The organism is Capnocytophaga cynodegmi DSM 19736 (genome assembly GCF_000379185.1).
GTDB lineage: Bacteria > Bacteroidota > Bacteroidia > Flavobacteriales > Flavobacteriaceae > Capnocytophaga > Capnocytophaga cynodegmi.
Genome location: NZ_KB900736.1, coordinates 24,504 through 49,066 on the forward strand (window position 1 = coordinate 24,504; position 24,563 = coordinate 49,066).

Here is a 24,563-nt window from a genome sequence, read left to right on the forward strand (position 1 = left end):
AATTGGTATTTGAAAATTAAATTATTCTTAAAATCAGAATTTTGCCATTAAGAAGTTCTAAAAACAAAATAATTTGCAAGAAACGAAGAAATCTTTTGAAAAAATAAAAAGAAAAACTCTATCAAAACCTTGTGAAAAAGTATATTTCAATAGAGTTTTCTACATCAATCATTCAGGAATATTTTCTTATTTCTTACAAATTTCTTCTGCTGTAAATTCTTTTAAATCAATAACTTTTGGATAATTGTGATACTTTGTAAATCGTTTCAAGCCCATCAATAACATTCGTTGCTCATCTGCTTCACTGAAAGAGATTATTCCTTCCTTAGCTCGAGTAATTATTTTCTCGACAGATTGATACAAACAAAGCCTTGCCATCGCTATTTGCACTTTCTGATTTTCTTCTCCAAAGCGTTTTGCATTTTTTTCTGCTCGTAATACAACCGATTCGGCCATATAAATTTCCATCATAATATCGGAAGCCACCATCAATAATAACTGGTGTTTTTCTAAATCAGTTCCATACTTCTGAATGGCAAACCCCGAAACCATCAAAAAAACTTTTTTCAACCGAGCAATCAATTCTTTTTCCTCCGACATTACTTCCGAAAAATCAGGAATTTCAAAGGAAGGAATTCCCATCAATTCATCTTTGATTGCCATTGCTGGAGTGAGCAAATCCACGTGACCTTTCATAGCTTTTTTAATAAGCATTCCCACTGAAAGCATTCGATTAATTTCATTGGTACCTTCATAAATTCGCGTGATACGAGCATCACGCCAAGCACTTTCCATAGGCATCTCAGCTGAATATCCCATTCCTCCAAAAATTTGAATTCCTTCATCACTACTTCGCTGAATATTTTCTGAAAGAACTACTTTTAGAATAGAACACTCAATCGCATATTCTTCAATACTCTTAAGTTCAGCTTCATTTTCAGCATTCCCTTCAGATTTTCTGATTTCTATTCGATTCTCAATTTCTTTAAGTGTTCTGTACACGGCTGCCTCACCTGCATACAAGTTACTTGCTATTTCTGCTATTTTCGCTTTAATTGCTCCAAATTCAGCAATACGTGTCCCAAACTGAATACGTTCTTTTGCATAATTTACAGAATTTTCAAGTATGCAACGTTGAGCGTCTAAAGTAGCCACCGACAATTTTATTCTACCTATGTTTAATACATTGAGTGCTATTTTAAACCCGTTATTTCTCTCCGAAAGCATATTTTCAACAGGAACTTTTGTATTGTTAAAAAATATTTGTCGGGTAGAAGAAGCGTGTATCCCCAATTTGTGTTCCTCCTCACCTAAAGTTATCCCATTAGGATTAGAAGGATCATATTCCACAATGAATGCAGTTATGTTTTTATCGTCATTTATACGAGCAAATACTGTTAAAATTGTGGCAAACCCAGCATTTGAAATCCACATTTTTTGTCCGTTGAGTATATAAAACTTTCCATCAGGAGATAGCTCTGCTTTTGTTTTTCCAGCATTGGCATCAGAACCTGCTTCTGGCTCCGTTAGGCAATACGCTCCAAAAGCTTCGCCTGTTGCTAATTTTGGTAGATATTTTTGCTTTTGTTCTTCCGTTCCGTAAAGCAAGATTGGCATTGTTCCAATCCCTGTATGTGCCCCAAAAGCCGTAGCAAATGAGCCTGTCGCTCCCGAAATATAATCACATACAACCGACGTAGTAACAAATCCCATTCCAAGCCCACCATATTCCTCTGGAATAGCAATTCCTAACAATCCCATTTCTCCAATTTTCTTCATCATCTCTATGGTATAGGCGTAGTCTTTTTGCTCAAAACGAGGCTTATTTGGATAAATTTCTTTATCCACAAACTCCTTAACCGTGTCTTTCATCAAGATTTGCTCTTGCGAAAAATCCTCAGGTGTAAAAATGTTTTCACATAGGGTTTCTTTTACTAAGAACTCTCCTCCTCTAGTTGTTTCCATATATTTTTAAGTTAAAAAATTAGACTCTACTGCCACAAATATAACAATAAAATTTGATAATAGGAATTTTATTGCGGTTTATTCAGTTTACTATTTTAATCTTACTTTTTACGAAATTCATTTAATGATTCTTCATCAATAAAAACAGTTTTATCTATATCTCATCACAGCATTTTCCATTCAAAGAAAGATTTTTTCTGAACTCCACCAGTAAAAATATACAGAAAATAAAAAAAGGACAGCGATAATTCTGTCCTTACTTTTCTACTTGTACATTGCTTCAATTTCTTTACTATAATTTGCGTAGATAACCTTACGTTTGAGCTTTAATGTTGGTGTAATTTCATTTCGCTCAATTGAGAAAGCATCAGGAAGCAACGTGAATTTTTTAATTTTCTCATAATCAGGCAAATCATTTTGAAACTTCTGTAATTGTTTGGTAATATAGTCAATTACCTGACTATTTTTCAAAAGTTCCGTTGTTGATTTGTACTTGATATTCAACTCCTGAAGAGCCTGTGTAAGCATCTCAAAATTAGGCACAATCAAAGCCGAAACAAATTTTTTTCCATCTGCAATTACTGCAATCTGATTTATGAGATTATATTTTCCTACCTTTCCTTCAATATGTTGTGGTGCAATATATTTTCCGTTAGAAGTTTTCATTAACTCCTTGATTCTGTCTGTAATATACACATTATTTTGAGTATCTAAATTACCCGCATCACCCGTTTTCAAGAAGCCATCTTCCGTAAATACTTTTTTGGTTTCCTCAGGATTTTTATAATACCCTTTCATCACCATACCTCCTTTAACCAAAATTTCGTTATCTGCTCCAATTTTGACTTCCGCATTTGGCATTATCGACCCAACTGACTGAACTTCAAAATCTACATTATCCCAACAAGACACCGTAGCAAGTGTTTCGGTCATTCCATATCCTAATTTTACGTTTACCCCTATGGAATGGAAAAAACGTCCTATACTTGGCTCTAAATTAGCTCCACCACAAGGCATAAAACGAATGCGTCCGCCTAATGATTGCTTTAATTTAGAATACACTAACTTATCTGAGATATTGTGTGCTTTTTTTAACCACCAAGAAATCTTCTTACCTTCTTGATTGATTTTCAAGACCTTTCTTCCTGTTTTTATAGCAAAAGCAAATATCATCTTCTTAGCGAAAGAAGAACTATCCACTTTGTCGTGAACGGTTGCAAATATTTTCTCATAAAATCTTGGTACAGCACACATTACAGTTGGTTTTACTTCCTCCAACGCACTTTTAATATTATTGGGGTTTTCTAAGTAATAAACCGTAGCACCTTTATATAACGAATAGTACGTCCAAGCTCTTTCAAAAACGTGTGATAAAGGCAAAAACGCCAATGATTCATCTTTATCCGAAATTTCAAGCCTTATATCGTGTCCAATTAATTGGTAGGCTAAATTTTCATAATCCAACATCACACCTTTAGGCTCACCTGTTGTTCCTGAAGTATATATTATTGTAAATAAATCATCTAACCTTTTATCTGTTATCCTTTTTTGAAGTTCTTCATTATAGATATCCGTTTTTCCGTACACTAAAAAATCATTCCATTTAATGGAATATTTATCTTCTTTCAGCTCAACATCTTCTTTAAAAACAACTATTTTTTGTAAGGAAGGACATTTTTCCACTATTTGAAGAGCTTTTTCATATTGTTCGGTATCACCTACAAATAATATCTTTACCTCTGCGTGATTCAACACATAGAGGGCTTGTTCTGATGTATTTGTAGCATAAATAGGAACGGGTATCACTCTAATTTGTAAGCTACCAAAGTCTGTAATTGTCCACTGAGGCATATTTTGAGAAAAAATGCCAATAGTTTCTTGTGGGTGAAGTCCAAAATGTAGTAATGATTTTGAAAGTAAATTGGTTACATCTCCTAACTCATTCCAAGTAATCCCTTCCCAATTTTGTTCAACTTTACCTATTAAAGCTTTCTTATGCCCAAATTTTTCCACATTTTCGTGAAAAACAGAAGTATAATGATATGATAATAAATTCATTACAAATAATCTATTTGAGATGGCAAAGGTAATAAAAAAAGTAATACGTATTACAAATGGCCTATATTAAAAAAATCGATATGCAAACCCTGTACTTACAAACCAATTCGAATTTTCATTAAAAATAGAACAACCAAAAGAGATATCAACCTGAAAATCAGAAGTTATACAATACAACACCCCTGTATCAAAATTATGTACAGGAAACTGATTTCCGAAAACAGCAAAATATTCTAAAAATGTGTACAAGTCCTTACTAATAGAATAACCAAATTGGGTTGTAACATTCAGCTCTTTAAAAAAATTCGATGTTCCCACATTGTAGCAAAGAACAAACTTTTCAGAAATATTATTTTCAAAAGCTAAATAAACATCTGTTTGCCATTGTTTCAGAGGATTTTTGTATGCCAAGTAACCAACCAGAGTAATTGCAGGTAAACTTCCCTTTTCTTGCAAAATGCGTTGTTTGAAACTCAAAACTAAATTATCTACCTGAATATTTTCCGATTTATTTTTCTCAATATCAGAAGACAATCGAATTTCTGTTCCGTTAAAAACCCCATAACGCAACATCAAATTATTAGAAGTATTTTCATCAGAAAACGTAAAGCCATCTTCCAACTGAAATTTATTTTTCGGAAGTGTGTAAACTCCTTCACTTTGGTCGGGACGGTCAGTATTCACATCATCAAGTTGCTGAGAATACAGCGTTGATGTTATCAACAATAGAAAAAACAAACAAATTTTTCTCATAACTCAAATTTTAACTCGTTTCCTAAATTTTTGTGCAAAAGAATGGCTTTTTTTCTATTTTTCCTAATATTCCAAAAATAGAAAATGCAAATCTAAATATTCAGACTTGCATTTTCAACGTAATATTATAAAAACCCTAAAAATTTCTAAGCTAGCATTGTAACAGGATTTTCAATGTACGTTTTAAGCGTTTGCAGGAATTGAGCTCCTGTAGCACCATCAACTGTACGATGGTCACACGCCAAGGTAACTTTCATTGTATGTCCTACCACAATTTGTCCTTCTTTAACGACTGGTTTTTCAACAATAGCTCCAACTGACAAAATCGCTGAATTAGGTTGATTGATAATTGACGTAAACGACTCAATGCCAAACATTCCTAAGTTAGAAACAGTAAATGTGCTTCCTTCCATTTCAGCTAGAGTTAGCTTTTTATTTCTTGCTTTACCCGCCAAATCTTTCACTTGTCCACCTATTTGAGTAAGGCTCAATTGGTCCGCAAACTTAAGTACTGGCACCACCAATCCTTCATCTACAGCAACCGCTACACCAATGTGTACGTGCTTGTTGTAAACGGTAACATCATTCTTCCAAGAAGTATTCACTTGAGGATGTTTTTTGAGTGCCATTGCACACGCCTTCACAACCATATCATTGAATGAAACTTTGGTATCAGGTATGTTGTTGATTTGCACACGTGAAGCCATCGCATTTTCCATATCAATCTCTATAGTCAGGTAATAATGAGGTGCCGTGAATTTCGACTCAGAAAGGCGTTTAGCAATCGTTTTACGCATTTGAGAGTTTTTAACCTCTTCTACTGCTTCTTGCCCTACAGGTGCAAAAGTAGCTACCAATGCAGAAGAAGTACTTTGTGCTGGAGATGCCACTGCAGATGGTGTAAATCCTTCAACATCTTTTTTGGTAATACGTCCATTTTCCCCAGAACCTTTCACTTGCGAAAGATTAATACCTTTTTCCTGTGCTATTTTTTTAGCCAATGGAGAAGCGAAAATACGTTCACCACTAGTAGCTACATTAGAATTAGACACAGAAACTGAAGTCACTTCTTTTTTCTGTTCAGTTTTTTCTTCCTGTTTAGGCGCGGGAGCTGAAACTTTTCCTCCACTAGCCACGATGGCACTCACATCAGTCCCAGCAGGACCTACAATAGCTAAAAGAGAATCTACTGCGGCTGACTCGCCTTCCTTTATGCCTATATACAACAGAGTTCCTGAATAGAATGACTCAAACTCCATTGTAGCTTTGTCAGTCTCAATTTCTGCCAGAATATCACCTTCACTTACCCTATCACCTACCTTTTTTAGCCAAGTAGCTACTGTTCCCTCAGTCATAGTGTCACTTAATCGTGGCATAGTTACCACTTCCACTCCCGAAGGTATGGTTACTTCTGCTGCAGGTGCTTCTTCAGGTTGAGAAGCGACTTGAGGAGCAGAACCTCCACCTATTAAGGCTGAAATATCTTCTCCTTCTTTACCTACAATTGCTAAAAGAGAATCTACAGGAGCTGTTTCGCCTTCTTGAAGACCAATATACAACAATGTGCCTGAATAAAATGATTCAAACTCCATTGTAGCTTTATCAGTCTCAATTTCTGCTAAAATATCACCTTCACTTATTTTATCACCTACTTTTTTTAGCCACTTTGCAACAACTCCTTCTTCCATTGTGTCGCTCAATCGTGGCATATTGATTATTTCTGCCATTTTTTATTATAATTTATGAGATAAAAAAGGATAATTTTCTTGTTCATACACAGTATCGTACATCACATTTTTGGCTGGGAATGGAGATTCCTCTGCGAATTTTTCGCATTCAGCAACAAGTTTCTTAACTCGCTCATCAATAGCTTCAATCTCAGCCTCAGAAGCATATTTCTTAGCTTTTATCACATCTAATACTTGAGTAATTGGGTCTATTTTCTTGTACTCCTCTACTTCCTCTTTAGTACGATAATGCTGAGCATCAGACATTGAATGCCCACGATAACGATACGTTCTGATATCTAAAAGAGTAGGTCCGTCTCCACGTCTTGCTCTCTCCACTGCTTCATAAACTGCCTCAGCAACTTTTACAGGATTCATTCCGTCGACAGGCCCACAAGGCATTTCGTAACCCAAACCAAGTTTCCAGATATCTACGTGATTTGCAGTTCTTTCCACTGAAGTTCCCATTGCATAATGGTTATTTTCAATAATGAACACAACAGGCAATTTCCAAAGCATTGCCAAATTGAGTGTTTCGTGGAAAGCCCCCTGACGAACAGCACCATCTCCCATAAATGTTAGTGTAACTGCCTTTCTGTCAAAATATTTATCAGCGAAAGCCAAACCAGCTCCTAACGGAATTTGACCTCCAACGATACCGTGACCTCCATAAAAATTATGTTCCTTTGAGAAGATGTGCATTGACCCGCCCAATCCTTGTGAAGTTCCTGTAGCTTTTCCGTATAACTCAGCCATAACTCTTTTAGGGTCAACACCTAAAGCGATAGGATGAACGTGATTACGGTAAGAGGTAATCATTTTATCTTTTTTAGGATCAATAACGTGCATACAACCTGCAACAATAGCTTCCTGCCCATTGTACAAGTGTAAGAATCCTCTCACCTTTTGTTGAATATAAACTGCTGCGAGTTTATCTTCAAACTTTCTCCAAAAAAGCATATCCTCATACCATTTTAGGTACACATCTTTACCAATTTTTTTCATTTGCCTTTATATTTTAGTATGATATAATCTTATAATATCTGATTCTTAATAATTTACATAAAAAATAGGTGAATTATCAAAAATATTTGCAAAGGTGCAAAAAATCTGCTTTTTTTCAAAATAAAATAGCAAAAAAATACCTTTAACTTATTTTACTCACTTTTACATTTCCAAATTATCTATCAAGCGAATTCCATCAACATACACAACAACAAAAGCCCTATACTTTTTACCAGATTCTTTTTCAGCAATCTCAGTCAATGTATCTGCTTCTGCTATGCTAAAATACTCTAATTCAAAATCTTTTTTTATTTCAAATTGTTGTTTTACCCACTTCTCAATTTCAATAGGATTCTTTGTACTAAACTGATTTCTAACCTCTTGGAGTACCTGATAAATATAGGCAGCTTCTTCTCTCCTATCTTCACTAAGCCTTTGATTTCTAGAGCTCAAAGCCAAACCTCTTTCATCTCGAACAATCGGACAACCAATTACGTCGACAGGCAATTTTGTTTGAGCAACCATCTTCTTGATAATGAGGAGTTGTTGGTAATCTTTCTCTCCAAAATAAGCTTTATCAGGAGTAACAATCTGGAAAAGTTTCTTTACAACGGTGCCTACCCCATCGAAATGCCCAGGACGAAATTTACCTTCCATTACTTTGTCAAGTCCCTCAAAATTAAATTTTTCGGAAACTACGTCTTTGTCATAAACATCTTCCACACTGGGAGCATAAACAATCACTTCTTCACTAACTTTTTTTATCTTCTCCACATCTGCCTCAAGCGTTCGTGGATACTTATCCAAATCCTCAGCATTATTGAACTGCGTTGGATTTACAAAAATACTCACTACAGTCACATCATTTTCTGACAAAGATTTGTAAATCAATGATAAATGCCCTTCGTGTAAAGCTCCCATTGTAGGAACAAAACCAATACTTTTTCCTGATTTTTTATATGTTGAAATTGTGTTTTTTAGTTTCTCTTGCTGCGTATAAATTTCCATTCTTTAAATAATTATCGTGCAAACTTATATATTTTTTATGGATTTCTGTATATTTTTTTGTACTTTTGTAGCTTTCAAAGCTAACAAAAAACTATTTACTTTTTATGAAAGATAAAAAAGTGCTTTTTGTGTCTTCTGAAGTAATGCCTTATTCTCCTGAAAATGAGATTTCAAAAATGTCTTTTGAAACCCCAAGAATGGTTAATAGCAATGGTGGACAGATACGAATTTTTATGCCACGCTTCGGAAATATCAATGAGAGAAGACACCAACTTCACGAAGTAATTCGACTCTCAGGAATGAATATCGTTATCAATGACATTGATGTACCCTTGATTATCAAGGTTGCGTCTATACCCAAGGAGCGTATTCAGGTTTATTTCATTGACAATGATGAATATTTTAAAAGGAAAGCTACTTTTTCAGATGAAAATGGAGAGTTATTCCCTGATAATGATGAGCGTTGCATTTTTTTCGCAAAAGGTGTAGTAGAAACTGTTAAAAAACTTAATTGGCTTCCTGACATCATTCATATTCACGGCTGGTTAGCATCATTATTACCACTATATTTGAGGACTTATTACAAAGATGAGCCTATTTTTCAGGAAAGTAAGATAATTACTTCAGTATTCAATAAGGATTTTGAAGGCAATTTGGACTCAACATTAATTAGTAAAGTGAATTTTGATGGTATTAGTTCCAGAGCCTCCGATGCACTAAAAGAGCCTAATTATTTCAATTTGATGAAGATAGCTGCGAAAAACTCTGATGGGGTAATCATTGTAGGAGATGAAATGTCGGAGGACTTTAATGCTTTCCTTAAAGGACTTAAAAAACCTATCCTTTACAACAACGATCAGGAAACTTTTCAAGAATCCTACAGAGATTTTTATTTACGAATTTTAAAAAAATAAGACGAAGAGAGAATATGAACAAAACAATGTTTTTCAAAACATTAGCAATCACAGGGTTATCAATTATCTTTTGTGGTTGTACTGATGATTCATTCAAGGAAATTGAAAGCGATTTGTTAGGAAATCCTAATTACGATACAGGCGTTTATACTGCTACAGTTTCTATAAATAATATCAAAGAGAAAGCCACCCAAGCCAACGGACTTGGAGGATATCTTTTAGGACAATACACTCAAGAACCATTTGGAACAAAAAAAGCAAGTATCATCGCTCAAGTAACTTTACCAAGTGAAAATCCCACCTTTGGTGCTAATTCTCAAGCTACTGAAATTAAAAATAAATCACAAGAGGAAGAGACCGTTACTGAAGCATACCTATATATACCTTTTTTCAATCCTAATAGTTTTTCAAAAAACTTCTCGTATACCAAAGATGCTGAATACGTGTTAGATTCTATCTATGGGGATTCAAAAGCGTCTTTCCAAGTAGATGTAAAGGAACTTACTTATTTTTTGAGAGATATTGATGAAAATTTAAAAAATCAAGTTTATTATTCTGACTTGAATGTTAATAACCACTTGGGAGCTTCTTTAATAAAAGAAAACAAAAGCTACACCATTAGCAGAAAAGCCATCACACGAAATAAGTTAGATAGTTCAAAAACGAATGATAAAGGAACTGATAACGTGGGAGATGTGTTGGCTCCAGGAATACGAATTGATTTGAAAACAGACTTCTTTCAACAAAAAATATTGGATAAAGAAGGTAGTAATGAACTTTCTAACCAGAATGTTTTTAAAAACTATTTTAGAGGGATAGCTGTTTCTGTTGATAATCTTTCAGCAGACTTGATGATGCTTTTGAATATGGCAAATGCAAAAATTGAATTGGTTTATACTTATAAATCATCTTCAGACAAGGATAAAAAGAATACCAATCGTTATGAGATGAATGTAAACGGAATTACAGTAAATCTTTTTAATAATTCGCAAGAAGCTATTAATTCAGATTCAAATCCTAATGATGTATCAAGAGTTTTCCTCAGCGGCTCACAAGGAAGAACTGCTGAACTCAAACTATTTACAGAAACTGAATTGGCAGAAATTCGCAAAAAAGATGTTCTAATCACAGATGCGAGTTTGTTTTTATATGTAGATGAATCGGTTACCTATAACAAAGAACCGGAGCGAATTTTTATCTATAATGCCAAAACAGGAGCTATTTTAGCTGATTATCTGCACGACCCAACAACAAGTTTGCCTTCATCAAACGATGCTCAAACGGTTCATCTGGGAAAATTGCAAAAGAAAGATGGAAAGGGAGTTTACTATCAGCTTCGCATAACAAATCATATTCTAAATATTGTGAAAAACAATGCGGAAAATGTTCCATTAGGAATAGCTGTGGCTTCAAATGTTAAAAACAGTTTTTCTGCAAAATATTTGAATTCATCGAATGAAAAGAAATTTATTCCTATGAATTCACTTTCAACTCCTTTGAGTACTGTAATTTACGGAAATAGTTTAAGTATTGATAAAGATAAACGCTTGCAATTGAAAATAAACTATACTAAATTGAAATAACTTATTTTTATTTTTTTGTTTGAGGTTTGAAATTTAAGATTTTATAAGTAGAATTCTAAATTTCAAACCTCAATCGCAATTATAGAACTTTATTTTAAAAAATTTGATTGAATGTACGCATTATTCAAAAAAGAAATACGTTATTTTTTCACTTCACCCATCGGTTTTACTATCATTGGGCTATTTGTCGTTCTAAACGGATTATTTTTATGGATTCTGAAAACAGAATATAACATTTTCAATAGTAATTTTGCTGATTTACTTCCATTTTTCAAAATTTCATCGTGGATTTTTGTATTTTTAGTCCCTGCCTTAACAATGCGAACCATTTCTGAGGAAAAACGCAGCGGAATGTTAACACTTTTATTTACAAAACCCATAAGCACTTTGGAAATTGTACTCGGGAAGTACTTAGGAGTTCTATTTTTACTATTTATCACGCTTATTCCCTCTGTCATATATATATATATGGTATGGACTTTAGGCAATCCTGTCGGAAATTTAGATATTGCTGGTACTATTGGCTCTTACATTGCTCTTTTCCTTCTTATTGCCTCATTTTCAGCTGTAGGGCTATGGGCTTCATCGGTAAGTAACAACCAAATTATTTCATTTGTATTGGCTGCTTTTTTGTGCTTTTTTTTCTTTTTCGGATTAGACCAAATTGTAGAGCTGATTTTTCCTGAAAACCTCTCAAAAATCGGATTTCAATCGCATTTTGATGCTATAAGTCGTGGTGTGATTGACAGCAGAAATATCATTTATTTCATTTCTGTAATTGTTTTTTTCTTATATATAACAACCTTATCTTTAAAAAGTTATAAGCTATGAAAGTACTTCTAAATAAAATTGGTTTCAAAGCAATTATAGCTTTTTTGATGTTACTTTTGGTCAATTTCTTGGCCAGTAAATGGCATAATCGTTGGGATTTAACCAAGGACAAACGTTATACCCTTTCTGAAACAACGCAAAAAATATTGCTAAAAATTCATAGTCCTATAGTTATTGATGTTCTTCTAAAAGGAAACATTCCAACAGAATTTAAAAAATTACAAACGGAAACGTTGCAACTTCTGGAAGAATATTCAGCTTTTAACAACAATATTCACTTCAATTTTGTCAATCCTCTGGAAAATGAAGAAAATACAGAACAGACCTTACAAGAATTAATTAATTTTGGACTAAATCCCTTACAGATATCACAAAATGAAGCTGGAAAATCATCTATTGAGTATATTTTTCCTTGGGCAATAGTAAATAATGGAGAAAAATCAGAAAAAGTAGCTCTTTTTGTAAATAAATTAAGTGCAAACGACCAAGAACGTGTTCAAAACTCCGTGCAACGATTAGAATATGGCTTAACAGATGCTCTTCATAAGTTGACTTTGAAAAAGAGAAAAAAAATTGCAATGTTAAAAAGCAATGGAACTCTCGAAGATATATATATAGCTGATTTTCTGAAATCTGTACAAGGATATTATCGAATTGCTCCCTTTACTTTGGATTCAGTAAGCACCAATCCAGAAAAAACACTAAAAGACCTCAATGAATTTGATTTACTGATAGTTGCTAAACCTACTGAGCCTTTTTCCGACCCTCAAAAACAGGTAATCGACCAATTTGTGATGAAGGGTGGACGTGTATTGTGGCTCATCGACAATGTAAAAATTGATATTAACGATTTGTACAATCCTTCAGGTACAACAATGGCAATGCCTGTAAATCTGAATCTTACAGATTTATTCTTTCAGTACGGTTTTCGAATTAACTTCAATATTATCAATGATTTATACTCATCACAAATCGTAATTGCGACTGGAGAAGGAAGCCAAACTCGTTATATGCCTATTCCTTGGGTGTATAATCCTATGATTTTATCCAAAAATAATCACCTAATTAACAATCACTTAGACGCTACGAGATTGCAATTTGCTAATAGTATTGACACACTAAAAAACGGAATTAGAAAAACTATTTTGCTTTCAAGCTCTCCTTTTTCAAAATCCGATGGTACTCCAAGAGAAGTAAGTCTGAAAATTGATGTAAATAAGCTAGATAAAAATGCTTATAAAACAGGTAACATCCCTACAGCTGTTCTTCTGGAAGGAGAGTTTACTTCTGTTTATAAAAATAGAATCCGACCTATTGATTTGAAAACCAATACTGAAATTAGTAAACCTACCAAAATGATTGTAGTTTCTGATGGCGATATTATCAAAAATGACATCAGTGACAATAATCCTTTGGAATTAGGTTTTGACAAATGGACCAATAAATTTTACGATAACAAAGCATTCCTACAAAATGCCATTAACTATCTATTAGATGACACGAATTTTCTTGTACTACGGAATAAAAAGGTACAATTAGCTTTTCTGGATAGAGAAAAAGTTGCTGAAAGTCAGAAGTCTTGGAAAATAAAAAGCATTATTTATCCCCTTCTATTATTTTTCTTAGTAACTATAATCATTCGAGTTTATTATCAAAGAACAAATGTTGTGAAAAAGTAGTTCTTTCTGAACAAGAAATCACCTAAAACGTCAATGTTAATTTTTTAAATATTTCTGACGTAAAAAAACTTAAAATTTTAACAACTATAAAGTGTTATATATTACTTAAATTGTATATATTTGCCGATTGAAGAAAAAAAGAATAAGTAATTAATTTAAAAAAATGCAAAACAAGGGACTTATTAAACTATTTGCACTCTTATTCGGACTTGTAAGCATCTTTCAGCTTTCATTTACGTACATCGCAAATAGGGTGGAGAACAAAGCTAAGGCATTCGCTGAGGCAAAAGTGTCGAACGCAGAGAGTAATTACGTTTCGAAACGAGAAAGAGTTGAATCTCAGTACTTAGACTCTATGTTGGGGCAAGATGTGTACAACATCGGCATTACCAAGTACACCTATGCACAGGTGAAAGACAAGGAGTTAAACAGAGGTTTGGACTTAAAGGGAGGGATTAACGTAATCCTACAAATTTCTGTGAAAGACATATTAAAAGGTCTTGCTAACAATACAAAAGACCCCATTTTCAACAAATCATTAGCTGAGGCTGACGAATTATTACGAAAAACAGATCGTACATATTTGGATTTGTTTTTTGAATCATACGAAAAAAATGGAGGTAAATTGGCTTCTCCTGATGTTTTTGCCAATAAAACATTAAGTGAGGAAATCAACTTCCAAATGTCTGATAGTGAAGTTCGTCCTATCATTAAAAGAAAAGTTGATGAATCTGTAACATCAGCCTTTGAGGTATTGCGTAAACGTATTGACAAGTTTGGTGTTTCACAACCTAACATTCAACGTTTGGGTGCTTCAGGACGTATCTTAATTGAATTACCTGGAGCTAAAGATGTTACACGTATCAAATCACTTTTACAAAGTACAGCTCAGTTAGAATTTTGGGAAACTTTTAAAAACATAGATGTTCTTCCTTACATAAGTGCTGTAAATGAAACCTTAAAATCTACAATAAAACCTCAGGAATCTGTAAGTGAATCAACTACAAATACAATTGATTCACTTCTTACAGACATTAAAAAAGACTCAATAGACCAAGCAAAACAGATTAACCCTTTGTTTGATTTATTTAAGCCTGTACCGACTTATGAGGGTTCTCCAGTTCTTTTTGCTGTAAGTTTAAAAGATACTGCAAAAGTTAATAACTACTTAAGATCTGCTGATGCAAAACGATTGTTACCAGCAAATCTTCAGTTTGCTAAATTCGTTTGGGGCAAACCTTCCAAAGATTCAGATTTGGTGGAAATGTATGCTTTAAAATCTAATCGTGATAATGTAGCAGCACTGACAGGAAATGTAATCACAGATGCAGCTCAAACGTACGATGTGAGAAATCAACCTGCTGTTTCGATGCAAATGGACGGAAAAGGAGCTAGAATTTGGGAAAGCCTTACTGATAAAGCGTTCAAAGAGCAAGGAAACATCGCTATCGTTTTAGATGATATCGTGTACTCTGCACCAGGCGTAACAAATGGAGCCATTACTGGTGGACGTTCAGAAATCACAGGAACTTTCACACTAAATGAAGCTATTGACTTAGCTAACGTACTAAGAGCGGGTAAATTACCAGCAGGAGCTGATATTGTTCAGTCAGAGGTAGTTGGACCATCACTTGGACAAGAAGCTATTGATAGTGGTATGAATTCATTTTTGATTGCTGCTATCATCATTTTTGCTTGGATGATTTTCTACTACGGAAGAGCAGGAATTTATGCTGATATAGCATTGGTTTTCAATATATTATTGGTATTTGGTGTACTAGCAAGTATCAATGCTGTACTTACCTTGCCTGGTATTGCAGGTATTGTGCTTACTATCGGTATGGCAATTGATGCTAACGTACTTATATTTGAGCGTATTAAAGAAGAATTAGACAAAGGTAAAGGTGTTTCACAAGCAGTTTCTGATGGTTTTGGAAATGCCCTTTCATCAATCTTAGATGCCAACATAACAACTGGGCTGACAGCTCTTATTTTGTTAGCTTTTGGTAGCGGACCTATCCAAGGCTTTGCTACTACTTTGCTTATTGGTATCGCAACTACTTTGTTTACAGCTATTTTCATAACACGTTTACTAATAGACTATAGTGTTGAGAAAAAACACAATTTGACGTTTTCTACAAATCTTACTAAGAATATTCTTAAAAATGTCAATATTGATTTCATTAAAAAACGTAAAGTTGGCTATATTATTTCGGCTGTTGCTATATTAGTTAGTATCATCTCACTATCTACTAAAGGATTAAACCAAGGGATTGATTTTGTAGGAGGTAGAACATACCAAATTCGTTTTGAACACCCTGTGGTTCCAGCTGAAATATCTAAAGAATTACAGCCACTCATCGGAAATGTCGAAGTAAAAACTTTTGGTTCTGCAAACCAAATCAAAATCGCTACTAAGTACAAGGTAGAAGAAGAAAGCACTGCTGTGGACAATGAAATTCAAGAATTACTATACAAAGGATTACAGAAATTCTTACCACAAGGGTACTCATATGAAGACTTTGTAGGAGCTTCTGCAGAGAGTTCTTTAGGAATCGTACAATCAATGAAGGTAGGTCCCACAATTGCTGAAGATATCAAAAGTAACGCTGTTTGGTCTGTGCTTGGAGCTTTGGTTGTGATTGCTTTCTACATTTTAATCCGCTTTAGAAGATGGCAATTTTCTTTGGGAACAGTGGTGCCTTCTGCTCACGATGTTATTTTAGTACTAGGTGTTTTCTCTCTAACTTACAGCTTTATGCCTTTCAATATGGAGATTGACCAAGCTTTCATAGCTGCTATTTTAACGGTTGTAGGGTACTCATTGAACGATACGGTAATTATTTATGACCGCATTCGTGAATATATGCACGAACCTAATTGGACAAAAGAAAAAATTAATACGGCGTTGAATAGTACATTAAGTCGTACTTTGAATACTTCGCTTACCACATTGGCTGTGTTAGTAACCATATTTATTTTTGGTGGAGAAACGTTAAGAGGCTTTATGTTCGCAATGATTGTAGGTGTAGTTGTAGGAACATATTCATCTATATTTATTGCCGCCCCAATGCTTTATGATACTTTGGATAGAAAATCTAAAAAAGAAGAATCACATTCATAGTAATAATTGTTTTTAAAGGGAAAAAAGCTACTCAAATAAAGGGTAGCTTTTTTTACTAAAACTAAGATGTATAGCAAGAAAATCAAAAAACTTCTGAATCAATATTTTTTGGATTTATCTATCTATCAAAATGAACCGAAACATTAAGTAATTTATCTATTCTATGAAAGTAAAAGACATTACTCAGAAGATAGAACAACTCAGCCCGTTATCATACGCGGAGGGTTTTGACAATGTAGGCTTACTTGTAGGTAATCCTGAAATGAGTGTAAACAAAGTTTTGATAACGCTTGATACTCTTGAAAGTGTTGTTGATGAAGCTATTGAAAAAAAATGCAACCTTATTGTTAGCTTTCACCCAATTATTTTCAGCGGATTAAAGAACCTTACAGGTCAAAATTACGTGGAGCGTGTAGTGATGAAAGCTATCAAGAATGATATTGCTATTTATAGTATGCATACAGCTTTGGACAATATGTTTTTAGGTGTCAATTCAGCAATATGTGATGCTTTGAAACTTAAAAATAGAGCTATTCTAATTCCTCAAAAACACACAATTCACAAACTTGTTACTTACGTTCCTCATAAGCACTCCGAAATGTTACGAAAAGCATTATTTGAATCAGGAGCTGGAGAAATTGGTAATTACAGCAATTGTAGTTTTAATTTGGAAGGATATGGAACGTTCAAAGGCAATGACAATTCCAACCCAACAATTGGTGAGAAAAATCTCTTACACACTGAAAATGAAACACAAATAAACGTTATCTTTCCTAAACATCTTGAAAATAAAATATTAAAAGCCTTGAAAGAAAATCACCCTTACGAAGAGATTGCCTATGAAATTTATGTTCTGGAAAATACTCATCAACATATCGGAATGGGAATGATTGGAGAACTTGAAAATCCAATAGACGAACAAGATTTTCTTAATTATCTAAAAAATAAAATGCAAACTAATTGCATTCGGCATTCGGCTCTAACTGGTAAAAAAATAAAAAAAGTTGCTGTTTTGGGAGGAAGTGGAGCTTTCGCCATTGACAAAGCCAAAGCTGCCAAAGCTGATGCTTTCGTTAGTGCTGATTTTAAATATCACGATTTTTTCAAAGCTGAAAACCAGATTTTACTCACCGATATTGGTCATTTTGAAAGCGAACAATTCACAAAAATGCTTTTATTTGATTATCTTACAAAAAATTTTCCTAACTTTGCCGTCGTTTTATCCGACGTAAACACAAATCCTATCAAGTATTACCAGTAAATATGACAAAGAAAGCTGAAATTACAGTAGAAGAAAAGTTGAGAATGTTGTATGATTTGCAACTTATCGACTCACAAATTGATGAATTACAAAATGTTCGAGGCGAACTTCCATTAGAAGTTTCAGACCTTGAAGATGAAGTTGAAGGACTTAAAAATCGTTTATCTAAATTCAAAGAAGAATTAGAACATTTGCAGTCTGGAATTGCTGAGAAAAAAAATGTTATAGAAGAAGCTAAAATCTTGATTAAAAAGTACAATACACAACAAAAAAACGTACGCAACAATCGAGAATATAATTCCATTACAAAAGAAATTGAGTTTCAAGAACTTGAAATTCAATTAGCTGAAAAACGAATCAAAGAAGGTAAAGCTCAGGCAGACCAAAAAAAGGAAGCCATCAAACAAGTTGAAGAGAAAAAAACTCAACGAGAAGCTCATCTTAAGCACAAAAAAGAAGAATTGGATTCCATTTTAGCTGAAACTGAAAAAGAAGAAGCTTTCTTAAGACAAAAAGCTGAAGAATACGCCGAGCAAATTGAAGAAAGGCTACTAACTGCTTATCGCAGAATTCGTAGTAGTGTAGTTAACCGTTTGGCAGTAGTTCCTGTGGAACGTGGAGCTTCAGGTGGTTCATTTTTCACTATACCACCACAAGTACAAATGGAAATTGCTGCTCGTAAGAAAATCATAACCGATGAACACAGCGGACGCATTCTGGTAGATTTAGCACTTGCTGAGGAGGAAAAAGAAAAAATGGAAGCTCTTTTCAACAGCATAAAATAAAACCAATAATACAATATTTTATATGGAAATTTGAAAAATTGAGTAGCATATACGTTTTTTCAAATTTCCATTTTTCATATAACAAATATTGATAGCAACCAACTTTTTCTAACAATAATTTTTCAATTTATTTTCTGATGAATTCTCGCAAAGAACAATTACAAGCATTTGAGCGTCTGCTTGATATAATGGACGATTTAAGAGAAAAATGTCCTTGGGATAAAAAACAAACCCTGCAATCACTTCGTCACTTAACTATTGAAGAAACTTATGAGTTAGGTGATGCTATTTTGGACAACAATTTACAAGAAATTAAGAAAGAATTAGGTGATTTGCTTCTTCATATTGTTTTTTATTCAAAAATTGGTAGTGAGACCAACGATTTTGATATTGCAGATGTAGCCAATTCAGTATGCGAAAAACTCATTGAGCGTCATCCGCATATCTATGGTGATGTTAAAGTTGAAAATGAGGAAGATGTAAAGAGAAATTGGGAAAAAATCAAATTGAAAGAAGGTAAAAAAAGTGTTTTAGAAGGGGTTCCGAAAAGTTTACCTGCTTTGGTAAAAGCTTCTAGAATTCAGGATAAAGCAGCTGGAGTGGGCTTCGATTGGGATTCAAAAGAAGGTGTCTTTGATAAAATAAAAGAAGAAATCAATGAACTTCATTATGAAATTGAAAACAAAAACAAGGAAAACATTGAAAAAGAATTTGGTGATGTGCTTTTCAGTCTAATTAATTATGCTCGATTCCTGAAAATTAACCCAGAAGATGCTTTGGAAAAAACAAATAAAAAATTCATCAAACGTTTTCAGTTTTTAGAAAATAAAGCCCTACAACAAGGTAAATCATTGAAAGATATGACTTTGGAAGAAATGGAACACTTTTGGCAAGAATCAAAAAAAATAGATTAATATGTATCCTTACCACAACAAAATAAAACAACGAATAAAAAATGGTGAACTAGTAAAATATGAATTTGTTGAAAAATACAAAAACATAAGTCTGTGTTTACTACTCTACTTTAACACAGAGCCTTACATTCGTCCTGTTCGAGAACATCGTTTCGCAGAATATGAAGAAATCTTATCACTTCAAAACAAAATTTCAAAACAAAAGGAGCAATAAAATATTAAAAATCAATAATTATATCTTTCTTTCCACAAATTTTTTAAGTACGTGCGTATTACATTCTCACGTGGATTATCCCCTGGCTCATAAAATTTTTCTCCTTGCAACTCTTCTGGTAAAAAATCCTGAAAAGCAAAATTATTTTCATAATCGTGCGAATATTTGTAATCTTTTCCATAATTCAGCTCCTTCATAAGTTTGGTTGGAGCATTGCATAAATGAATTGGAACGGATAAATCACCCGTTTGCTTTACCTTTTGTTGTGCCTTATTGATCGCCATATATGATGCATTACTTTTGGGGGAAGAAGCCAAGTAAGTAGCACATTGACTGAGAATTATCCTCGCCTCAGGATAACCAATCGTTGTAACTGCCTGAAAAGCATTGTTTGCCAAAATAAGTGCCGTCGGGTTTGCATTTCCAATATCTTCTGAAGCTAAAATAAGCATACGCCGAGCTATGAACTTCACATCTCCACCTCCTTCAATCATTCGAGCAAGCCAATAAACAGCTCCGTTTGGGTCACTTCCACGAATTGATTTGATGAAAGCTGAAACAATATCGTAATGCTGTTCTCCTGTTTTATCATATAAAACCGTATTTTTTTGAACAATTTGAAATACTTTGGCATTTGTTATTTCAATAATTTCATCTTCTGATGAAGAATTTATAATTAATTCAAAAGTATTGAGTAATTTTCTTCCATCTCCTCCAGAAAGTTGCAAAAGAGCTTCTGTTTCAGTAAGTATTACGTTTTTAGTTTTCAAAATTGAGTCCCTTTCAATGGCATTTCTCAATAATTTTTCCAAATCATTTCGCTCAAAAGCATTGAGGACATACACTTGGCAACGTGAAAGTAAGGCAGGTATTACTTCAAAACTCGGATTCTCTGTCGTAGCACCGATAAGCGTAATCCACCCTTTTTCAACGGCTTGTAACAACGAATCTTGTTGAGTTTTATTAAAACGATGAATTTCATCAATAAAAACGATTGGATTTTTAGCAGAAAACAAACCTCCAGCTCCTTTAGATTGTTCTATTACCTCGCGAACTTCCTTAATACCTGAATTAATGGCACTTAACGTAAAAAAAGAACGATTACTTTGCTGAGCTATGATGTTAGCGAGTGTTGTTTTTCCCGTTCCTGGAGGTCCCCAAAATATGAGAGAGGGAAGCAAACCAGTTTCAATTTGTTTCCGTAAAGAACCATTTTCGCCTATCAAATGTTCTTGTCCCACATATGAAGCCAAATTCTGCGGACGCATACGCTCTGCTAAAGGTGTATTCATCATCAAAAAATATGTTTTCGCAAAGATATAAAACTTTTTACCATTTGCAGTTTGTGAACCAACCAAACACAACAATTTTTCAAACGTCACTTCTCACTAGTGATTTAAAAAACACTTCATTTTTTGCTTTTTCAAAAATAAACTCATATCTTTAGCGATTAATTTTACCATAAATTTTTTATGTCTATGAAGTATTCTAATTTTTTAACCTCAACAGCTTTAGTCTTAGCCTTAGTTAGTTGTAATGAAAATCAATCAGTTAAAAATGACACTATGGAAGAAAATCCATTACTAATTGAAAGTACATTGGAGTATTTTGCTCCTGATTTCTCGAAAATCAAAGATGAACACTTCCGTCCTGCATTGTTAAAAGGAATGGAATTACAAGCAGAACGCGTTAAAGCCATCGCCGAAAACAAAGAGGCCCCTACGTTCGAAAACACAATAGTAGCTTTGGAAAAAAGTGGTGAAGAATTTAGCCGAGCAAGACGAGTTTTTGGAGCTTTGGCTTCAGCACACACCAACGATACTATTAAAAACATTCAGAAGGAATTATCACCCAAATTTGCAGCACATTCTGACGCTATTTATCTGAATGACAATCTTTTTAAAAGAATAAAAGAACTTTACGAAAAACGTGAAAATTTAAACTTAGATGCTGAGTCTAAAAAATTATTGGAGCATTATTATGAAAATTTCATAATTTCAGGTGCAAATTTATCTTCCACTGACAAGGAAACTTTGAAAGGTTACAATTCAGAGTTAGCATCATTGCAAACCGAATTTAATCAAATATTATTGGAAGGAAATTTGGCTTCTGCCCAAGTATTTACGGACAAAAATTCTCTTGAAGGTTTGAGTGATGAAGCCCTAAAAGGACTTGAAACAGAGGGACAATGGAAAGTTCCTACTTTCAATACCACACAACAACCACTACTTGTAGACTTGAAAAATAGAGAGACCCGCAAACAGATTTTTGAATCTGCCTGGAACAGAACCGATGACGGGAAACACAATACAAATGAAGTGATTAAAAAAATTGCTTTACTTCGTGCTAAAAAAGCAAGTTTACTAGGATTTAAAAACTATGCGGAGTGGTCATTACAACAAACAATGGTTAAGACTCCTGAAAATATCTATCAGTTTTTCAAGGATTTAGTTCCCGCTTCTGTTGGAAAAGCCAAAGATGAAGCTAAAGAAATTCAAGCACAAATTAAGGCTACAGGAGGCGATTTCAAACTTACTCCATACGATTGGAATTTTTATGCTGAACAGGTTCGAAAAGCAAAATATGACTTAGATGAAAATGAAATAAAACCTTATTTTGAGCTGAAAAATGCTTTAGAAAATGGTGTTTTCTACGCCGCTACAAAACTATACGGAATCACTTTTAAAGAAAGAAAAGATATTCCTGTATATCACCCTGATGTTGTTGTTTATGAATTGTTTGAAGAAGATGGAACCAAATTAGGACTATTCTATGGTGACTTTTTCGCTCGTGAAAGTAAACGAGGAGGTGCTTGGATGGGTAATTTCGTTGAGCAATCTAAGTTATTAGGCAAAAAACCTGTAATTTACAATGTTTGTAACTATCCAAAAACCGCTAATGGAGCTCCTACCCTACTCTCTTTTGACGAATTAACTACACTTTATCACGAATTTGGTCACGCTTTGCACGGATTTTTTGCCGATCAGCAATATGCTTCACTTTCTGGAACATCTGTAGCTCGTGATTTTGTTGAATTACCATCACAATTTCACGAAAACTGGGCTTTACACCCTGAAGTTTTGAGTAATTATGCATTTCACTATCAAACTAAAGAAGCTATCCCTCAATCTTTAGTTCAAAAAATAAAAAATGCAAGTACCTTTAACCAAGGATATTCATTTACAGAGGTTTTAGCTGCCGCAAATTTAGATTTGCAATGGCACACTATTTCTGCTGACACCAAAATCGAAGATGTAACTACCTTTGAAAAGGAAGCTTTGAAAAAAACAGGATTGCTATTAAATGAAGTTCCTCCTCGCTATCGTTCATCGTATTTTGCTCACATTTTTGGAGGAGGATATGGAGCCGGATACTATTCATACCAATGGACAGAAATGTTACATCACGATGCTTACAAATGGTTTGAAGAAAATGGCGGACTTACCAGAGCTAATGGTCAGCGTTTCAGAGATATGATTCTTTCTCGTGGTAATACGTTGGATTACGAAAAAATGTATTTGGATTTTCGAGGAAAAGAACCTTCTATTGAATCATTACTGAAAGCTAGAGGATTAAGATAAAAATTAATATTTTTCAATTACAAAAAACAGCTGATAAATTTTAAAAATTTATCAGCTGTTTTTTCATTTTATAAATCACTCTTATCAATGTTCACCATAATCGATATTATCCAATTTCCCCCTAAAAACCCTAAATTGAATAACAAAATAAGCAACTACCAATACGGCAGCAATAATAAACCAATTTAATCCTACATTCAAACCATAATCGTTTGCTGCTGTATTATAAATAGTTAAAGAAGAATTAACATCATTAGTAGAAGGCAATAAATTTGGGAATAATGACGCTACACTGGTGGCAAAACTTCCAAAAATAAACAATGTTGAAAATACAAAACCAGTGCTATCCTTTTTAAAATTCTGAATACGAAACTGACCTAATAATCCCACAGCAGCAATTATAGGAAAAATCCACAGCCATAAATGCTCTTTAAAGTTATGAAAAGGAACAGGACGAACATATTGCCATAATATTATTGACAAAATTACTAAAAATACCAAAGCAAAATTCAGCTTGAAAATAATAGTTCGCAAACGTTGATTAAGAGGAGAGGAAGTTTTTAAAATCACCCAGTTAGCCCCGTGTATGGTTAAAGTTACCACAGCTAAAACTCCCATAAGCAATGTAAACCAATCAATTACACCTTGCTGATGAGCAATAGGATCAAAAGTTGGATTCCACAACGGAAGGAAAAAATAATGAGGCTCTTGAGTAGAAATTCCGTTTTCAACCATTCCTAAATTTACCCCACGAACAACATTTCCTAACGCTGCCCCAAAGAAAAGAGCTAACAACAAACTCGCAATTCCAAAAGCCTTATCCCAAAATCCTTCCCATAACGGATTGTGAAATTGTCCACGAAGCTCCAAGCCTACAGCTCTGAAAATCAGCAACCATAAAACCATCATCAAAGGCAAATAAAATCCACTAAATGATGAAGCATACAAAGTTGGGAATGCAAAAAACAACACTCCTCCCCCTGCAATTAACCAAACTTCATTAGCGTCCCAAAAGGGTCCAATGGCTTTCGTTACAGCCCTTTTTTCCTCTTCAGTTTTAGCAAAGAATAAATGTACAATTCCTGCACCAAAGTCATATCCGTCAAGAATAACATACATTCCCAACATAAACATCAAAACGATATACCAAAATAACTCCAT

18 protein-coding genes are annotated in these 24,563 nt (G+C 33.9%); 10 read left to right on the plus strand and 8 right to left on the minus strand.

The genetic code is table 11. From position 1 onward, the window contains the following. Window positions 1-186: 186 nt before the first annotated feature. The 6 genes from YW9_RS0110115 to panC all read right to left on the minus strand — a co-directional run bounded on the left by YW9_RS0110115 (window position 187) and on the right by panC (window position 8,516). Window positions 187-1,965, minus strand: a complete 1,779-nt coding sequence (locus YW9_RS0110115) for an acyl-CoA dehydrogenase family protein (protein WP_018280052.1) — start codon at window positions 1,963-1,965, stop codon at window positions 187-189. Window positions 1,966-2,229: 264 nt separating this feature from the next. After that, window positions 2,230-4,023: an AMP-dependent synthetase/ligase gene (locus YW9_RS0110120; RefSeq protein ID WP_018280053.1), complete on the minus strand. Its 1,794-nt coding sequence runs from the start codon at window positions 4,021-4,023 to the stop codon at window positions 2,230-2,232. Window positions 4,024-4,089: 66 nt separating this feature from the next. After that, window positions 4,090-4,776 carry a transporter gene (locus YW9_RS0110125; RefSeq protein ID WP_018280054.1) on the minus strand — a complete coding sequence of 229 codons (687 nt, stop codon included), beginning with the start codon at window positions 4,774-4,776 and terminating at the stop codon, window positions 4,090-4,092. Between the two features lie 146 nt (window positions 4,777-4,922). Further along, window positions 4,923-6,503: a pyruvate dehydrogenase complex dihydrolipoamide acetyltransferase gene (locus tag YW9_RS0110130; protein WP_018280055.1), complete on the minus strand. Its 1,581-nt coding sequence runs from the start codon at window positions 6,501-6,503 to the stop codon at window positions 4,923-4,925. A 6-nt stretch (window positions 6,504-6,509) separates the two neighbouring features. After that, window positions 6,510-7,508 carry a pyruvate dehydrogenase (acetyl-transferring) E1 component subunit alpha gene (pdhA, locus tag YW9_RS0110135; protein ID WP_018280056.1) on the minus strand — a complete coding sequence of 333 codons (999 nt, stop codon included), beginning with the start codon at window positions 7,506-7,508 and terminating at the stop codon, window positions 6,510-6,512. 162 nt (window positions 7,509-7,670) lie between these two features. Beyond that, the gene (gene panC / locus YW9_RS0110140; protein WP_018280057.1) at window positions 7,671-8,516 is read right to left on the minus strand and encodes a pantoate--beta-alanine ligase; all 846 of its coding nucleotides are present in this window, start codon (window positions 8,514-8,516) and stop codon (window positions 7,671-7,673) included. Between the two features lie 104 nt (window positions 8,517-8,620). Between panC and YW9_RS0110145 the strand changes: the two genes are divergently transcribed. The 9 genes from YW9_RS0110145 (at window position 8,621) to YW9_RS0110185 (ending at window position 19,821) form a co-directional block, all read left to right on the plus strand. After that, complete coding sequence (locus YW9_RS0110145) at window positions 8,621-9,430, plus strand: glycogen/starch synthase (protein ID WP_018280058.1); 810 nt, start codon at window positions 8,621-8,623, stop codon at window positions 9,428-9,430. Window positions 9,431-9,444: 14 nt separating this feature from the next. Next, window positions 9,445-11,013, plus strand: coding sequence for a DUF4270 domain-containing protein (locus YW9_RS0110150; RefSeq protein ID WP_018280059.1), 1,569 nt, complete (start codon window positions 9,445-9,447; stop codon window positions 11,011-11,013). A gap of 111 nt (window positions 11,014-11,124) precedes the next feature. Continuing rightward, window positions 11,125-11,844 (plus strand): gliding motility-associated ABC transporter permease subunit GldF, encoded by a 720-nt coding sequence (gene gldF / locus YW9_RS0110155; RefSeq protein ID WP_026193969.1) that lies wholly within the window; start codon window positions 11,125-11,127, stop codon window positions 11,842-11,844. Then, on the plus strand, window positions 11,841-13,523 hold the full coding sequence (gene gldG / locus YW9_RS0110160; RefSeq protein WP_018280062.1) for a gliding motility-associated ABC transporter substrate-binding protein GldG: 1,683 nt from the start codon (window positions 11,841-11,843) through the stop codon (window positions 13,521-13,523). The genes gldF and gldG overlap by 4 nt, the downstream gene beginning before the upstream one ends. A gap of 163 nt (window positions 13,524-13,686) precedes the next feature. Continuing rightward, window positions 13,687-16,647 carry a protein translocase subunit SecDF gene (gene secDF / locus YW9_RS0110165; protein ID WP_018280063.1) on the plus strand — a complete coding sequence of 987 codons (2,961 nt, stop codon included), beginning with the start codon at window positions 13,687-13,689 and terminating at the stop codon, window positions 16,645-16,647. A gap of 163 nt (window positions 16,648-16,810) precedes the next feature. Further along, on the plus strand, window positions 16,811-17,908 hold the full coding sequence (locus YW9_RS0110170) for a Nif3-like dinuclear metal center hexameric protein (RefSeq protein WP_018280064.1): 1,098 nt from the start codon (window positions 16,811-16,813) through the stop codon (window positions 17,906-17,908). Between the two features lie 2 nt (window positions 17,909-17,910). After that, window positions 17,911-18,693, plus strand: a complete 783-nt coding sequence (locus YW9_RS0110175; protein WP_018280065.1) for a zinc ribbon domain-containing protein — start codon at window positions 17,911-17,913, stop codon at window positions 18,691-18,693. A gap of 137 nt (window positions 18,694-18,830) precedes the next feature. Continuing rightward, window positions 18,831-19,607: a nucleoside triphosphate pyrophosphohydrolase gene (gene mazG, locus YW9_RS0110180; protein WP_018280066.1), complete on the plus strand. Its 777-nt coding sequence runs from the start codon at window positions 18,831-18,833 to the stop codon at window positions 19,605-19,607. 1 nt (window position 19,608) lies between these two features. Beyond that, on the plus strand, window positions 19,609-19,821 hold the full coding sequence (locus tag YW9_RS0110185; protein ID WP_018280067.1) for a hypothetical protein: 213 nt from the start codon (window positions 19,609-19,611) through the stop codon (window positions 19,819-19,821). 11 nt (window positions 19,822-19,832) lie between these two features. On the opposite strand, the gene YW9_RS0110190 is transcribed toward YW9_RS0110185, so the two are convergent. Beyond that, complete coding sequence (locus YW9_RS0110190) at window positions 19,833-21,113, minus strand: replication-associated recombination protein A (protein ID WP_026193970.1); 1,281 nt, start codon at window positions 21,111-21,113, stop codon at window positions 19,833-19,835. Between the two features lie 186 nt (window positions 21,114-21,299). On the opposite strand from YW9_RS0110190, the gene YW9_RS0110195 reads away from it, so the two are divergent. Then, a complete protein-coding gene (locus tag YW9_RS0110195) occupies window positions 21,300-23,402 on the plus strand; it encodes a M3 family metallopeptidase (RefSeq protein ID WP_018280069.1) in 2,103 nt (700 codons plus the stop codon). Between the two features lie 84 nt (window positions 23,403-23,486). Here the strand turns inward: YW9_RS0110195 and cydB are convergent, their stop codons facing one another. Further along, window positions 23,487-24,563, minus strand: coding sequence for a cytochrome d ubiquinol oxidase subunit II (gene cydB / locus YW9_RS0110200; RefSeq protein WP_026193971.1), 1,077 nt, complete (start codon window positions 24,561-24,563; stop codon window positions 23,487-23,489).

Excerpts from the sequence above, each read along its gene's own strand:
- YW9_RS0110115 (WP_018280052.1), bottom strand. The coding sequence starts at position 1,965 with ATGGAAACAACTAGAGGAGGAGAGTTCTTAGTAAAAGAAACCCTATGT.
- YW9_RS0110145 (WP_018280058.1), top strand. The coding sequence starts at position 8,621 with ATGAAAGATAAAAAAGTGCTTTTTGTGTCTTCTGAAGTAATGCCTTAT.
- YW9_RS0110120 (WP_018280053.1), bottom strand. The coding sequence starts at position 4,023 with ATGAATTTATTATCATATCATTATACTTCTGTTTTTCACGAAAATGTG.
- YW9_RS0110150 (WP_018280059.1), top strand. The coding sequence starts at position 9,445 with ATGAACAAAACAATGTTTTTCAAAACATTAGCAATCACAGGGTTATCA.
- YW9_RS0110130 (WP_018280055.1), bottom strand. The coding sequence starts at position 6,503 with ATGGCAGAAATAATCAATATGCCACGATTGAGCGACACAATGGAAGAA.
- YW9_RS0110175 (WP_018280065.1), top strand. The coding sequence starts at position 17,911 with ATGACAAAGAAAGCTGAAATTACAGTAGAAGAAAAGTTGAGAATGTTG.
- gldF (WP_026193969.1), top strand. The coding sequence starts at position 11,125 with ATGTACGCATTATTCAAAAAAGAAATACGTTATTTTTTCACTTCACCC.
- YW9_RS0110190 (WP_026193970.1), bottom strand. The coding sequence starts at position 21,113 with ATGAATACACCTTTAGCAGAGCGTATGCGTCCGCAGAATTTGGCTTCA.
- YW9_RS0110185 (WP_018280067.1), top strand. The coding sequence starts at position 19,609 with ATGTATCCTTACCACAACAAAATAAAACAACGAATAAAAAATGGTGAA.
- mazG (WP_018280066.1), top strand. The coding sequence starts at position 18,831 with ATGAATTCTCGCAAAGAACAATTACAAGCATTTGAGCGTCTGCTTGAT.
- YW9_RS0110170 (WP_018280064.1), top strand. The coding sequence starts at position 16,811 with ATGAAAGTAAAAGACATTACTCAGAAGATAGAACAACTCAGCCCGTTA.
- pdhA (WP_018280056.1), bottom strand. The coding sequence starts at position 7,508 with ATGAAAAAAATTGGTAAAGATGTGTACCTAAAATGGTATGAGGATATG.
- panC (WP_018280057.1), bottom strand. The coding sequence starts at position 8,516 with ATGGAAATTTATACGCAGCAAGAGAAACTAAAAAACACAATTTCAACA.
- cydB (WP_026193971.1), bottom strand. The coding sequence starts at position 24,563 with ATGGAGTTATTTTGGTATATCGTTTTGATGTTTATGTTGGGAATGTAT.
- YW9_RS0110125 (WP_018280054.1), bottom strand. The coding sequence starts at position 4,776 with ATGAGAAAAATTTGTTTGTTTTTTCTATTGTTGATAACATCAACGCTG.
- secDF (WP_018280063.1), top strand. The coding sequence starts at position 13,687 with ATGCAAAACAAGGGACTTATTAAACTATTTGCACTCTTATTCGGACTT.
- YW9_RS0110195 (WP_018280069.1), top strand. The coding sequence starts at position 21,300 with ATGAAGTATTCTAATTTTTTAACCTCAACAGCTTTAGTCTTAGCCTTA.
- gldG (WP_018280062.1), top strand. The coding sequence starts at position 11,841 with ATGAAAGTACTTCTAAATAAAATTGGTTTCAAAGCAATTATAGCTTTT.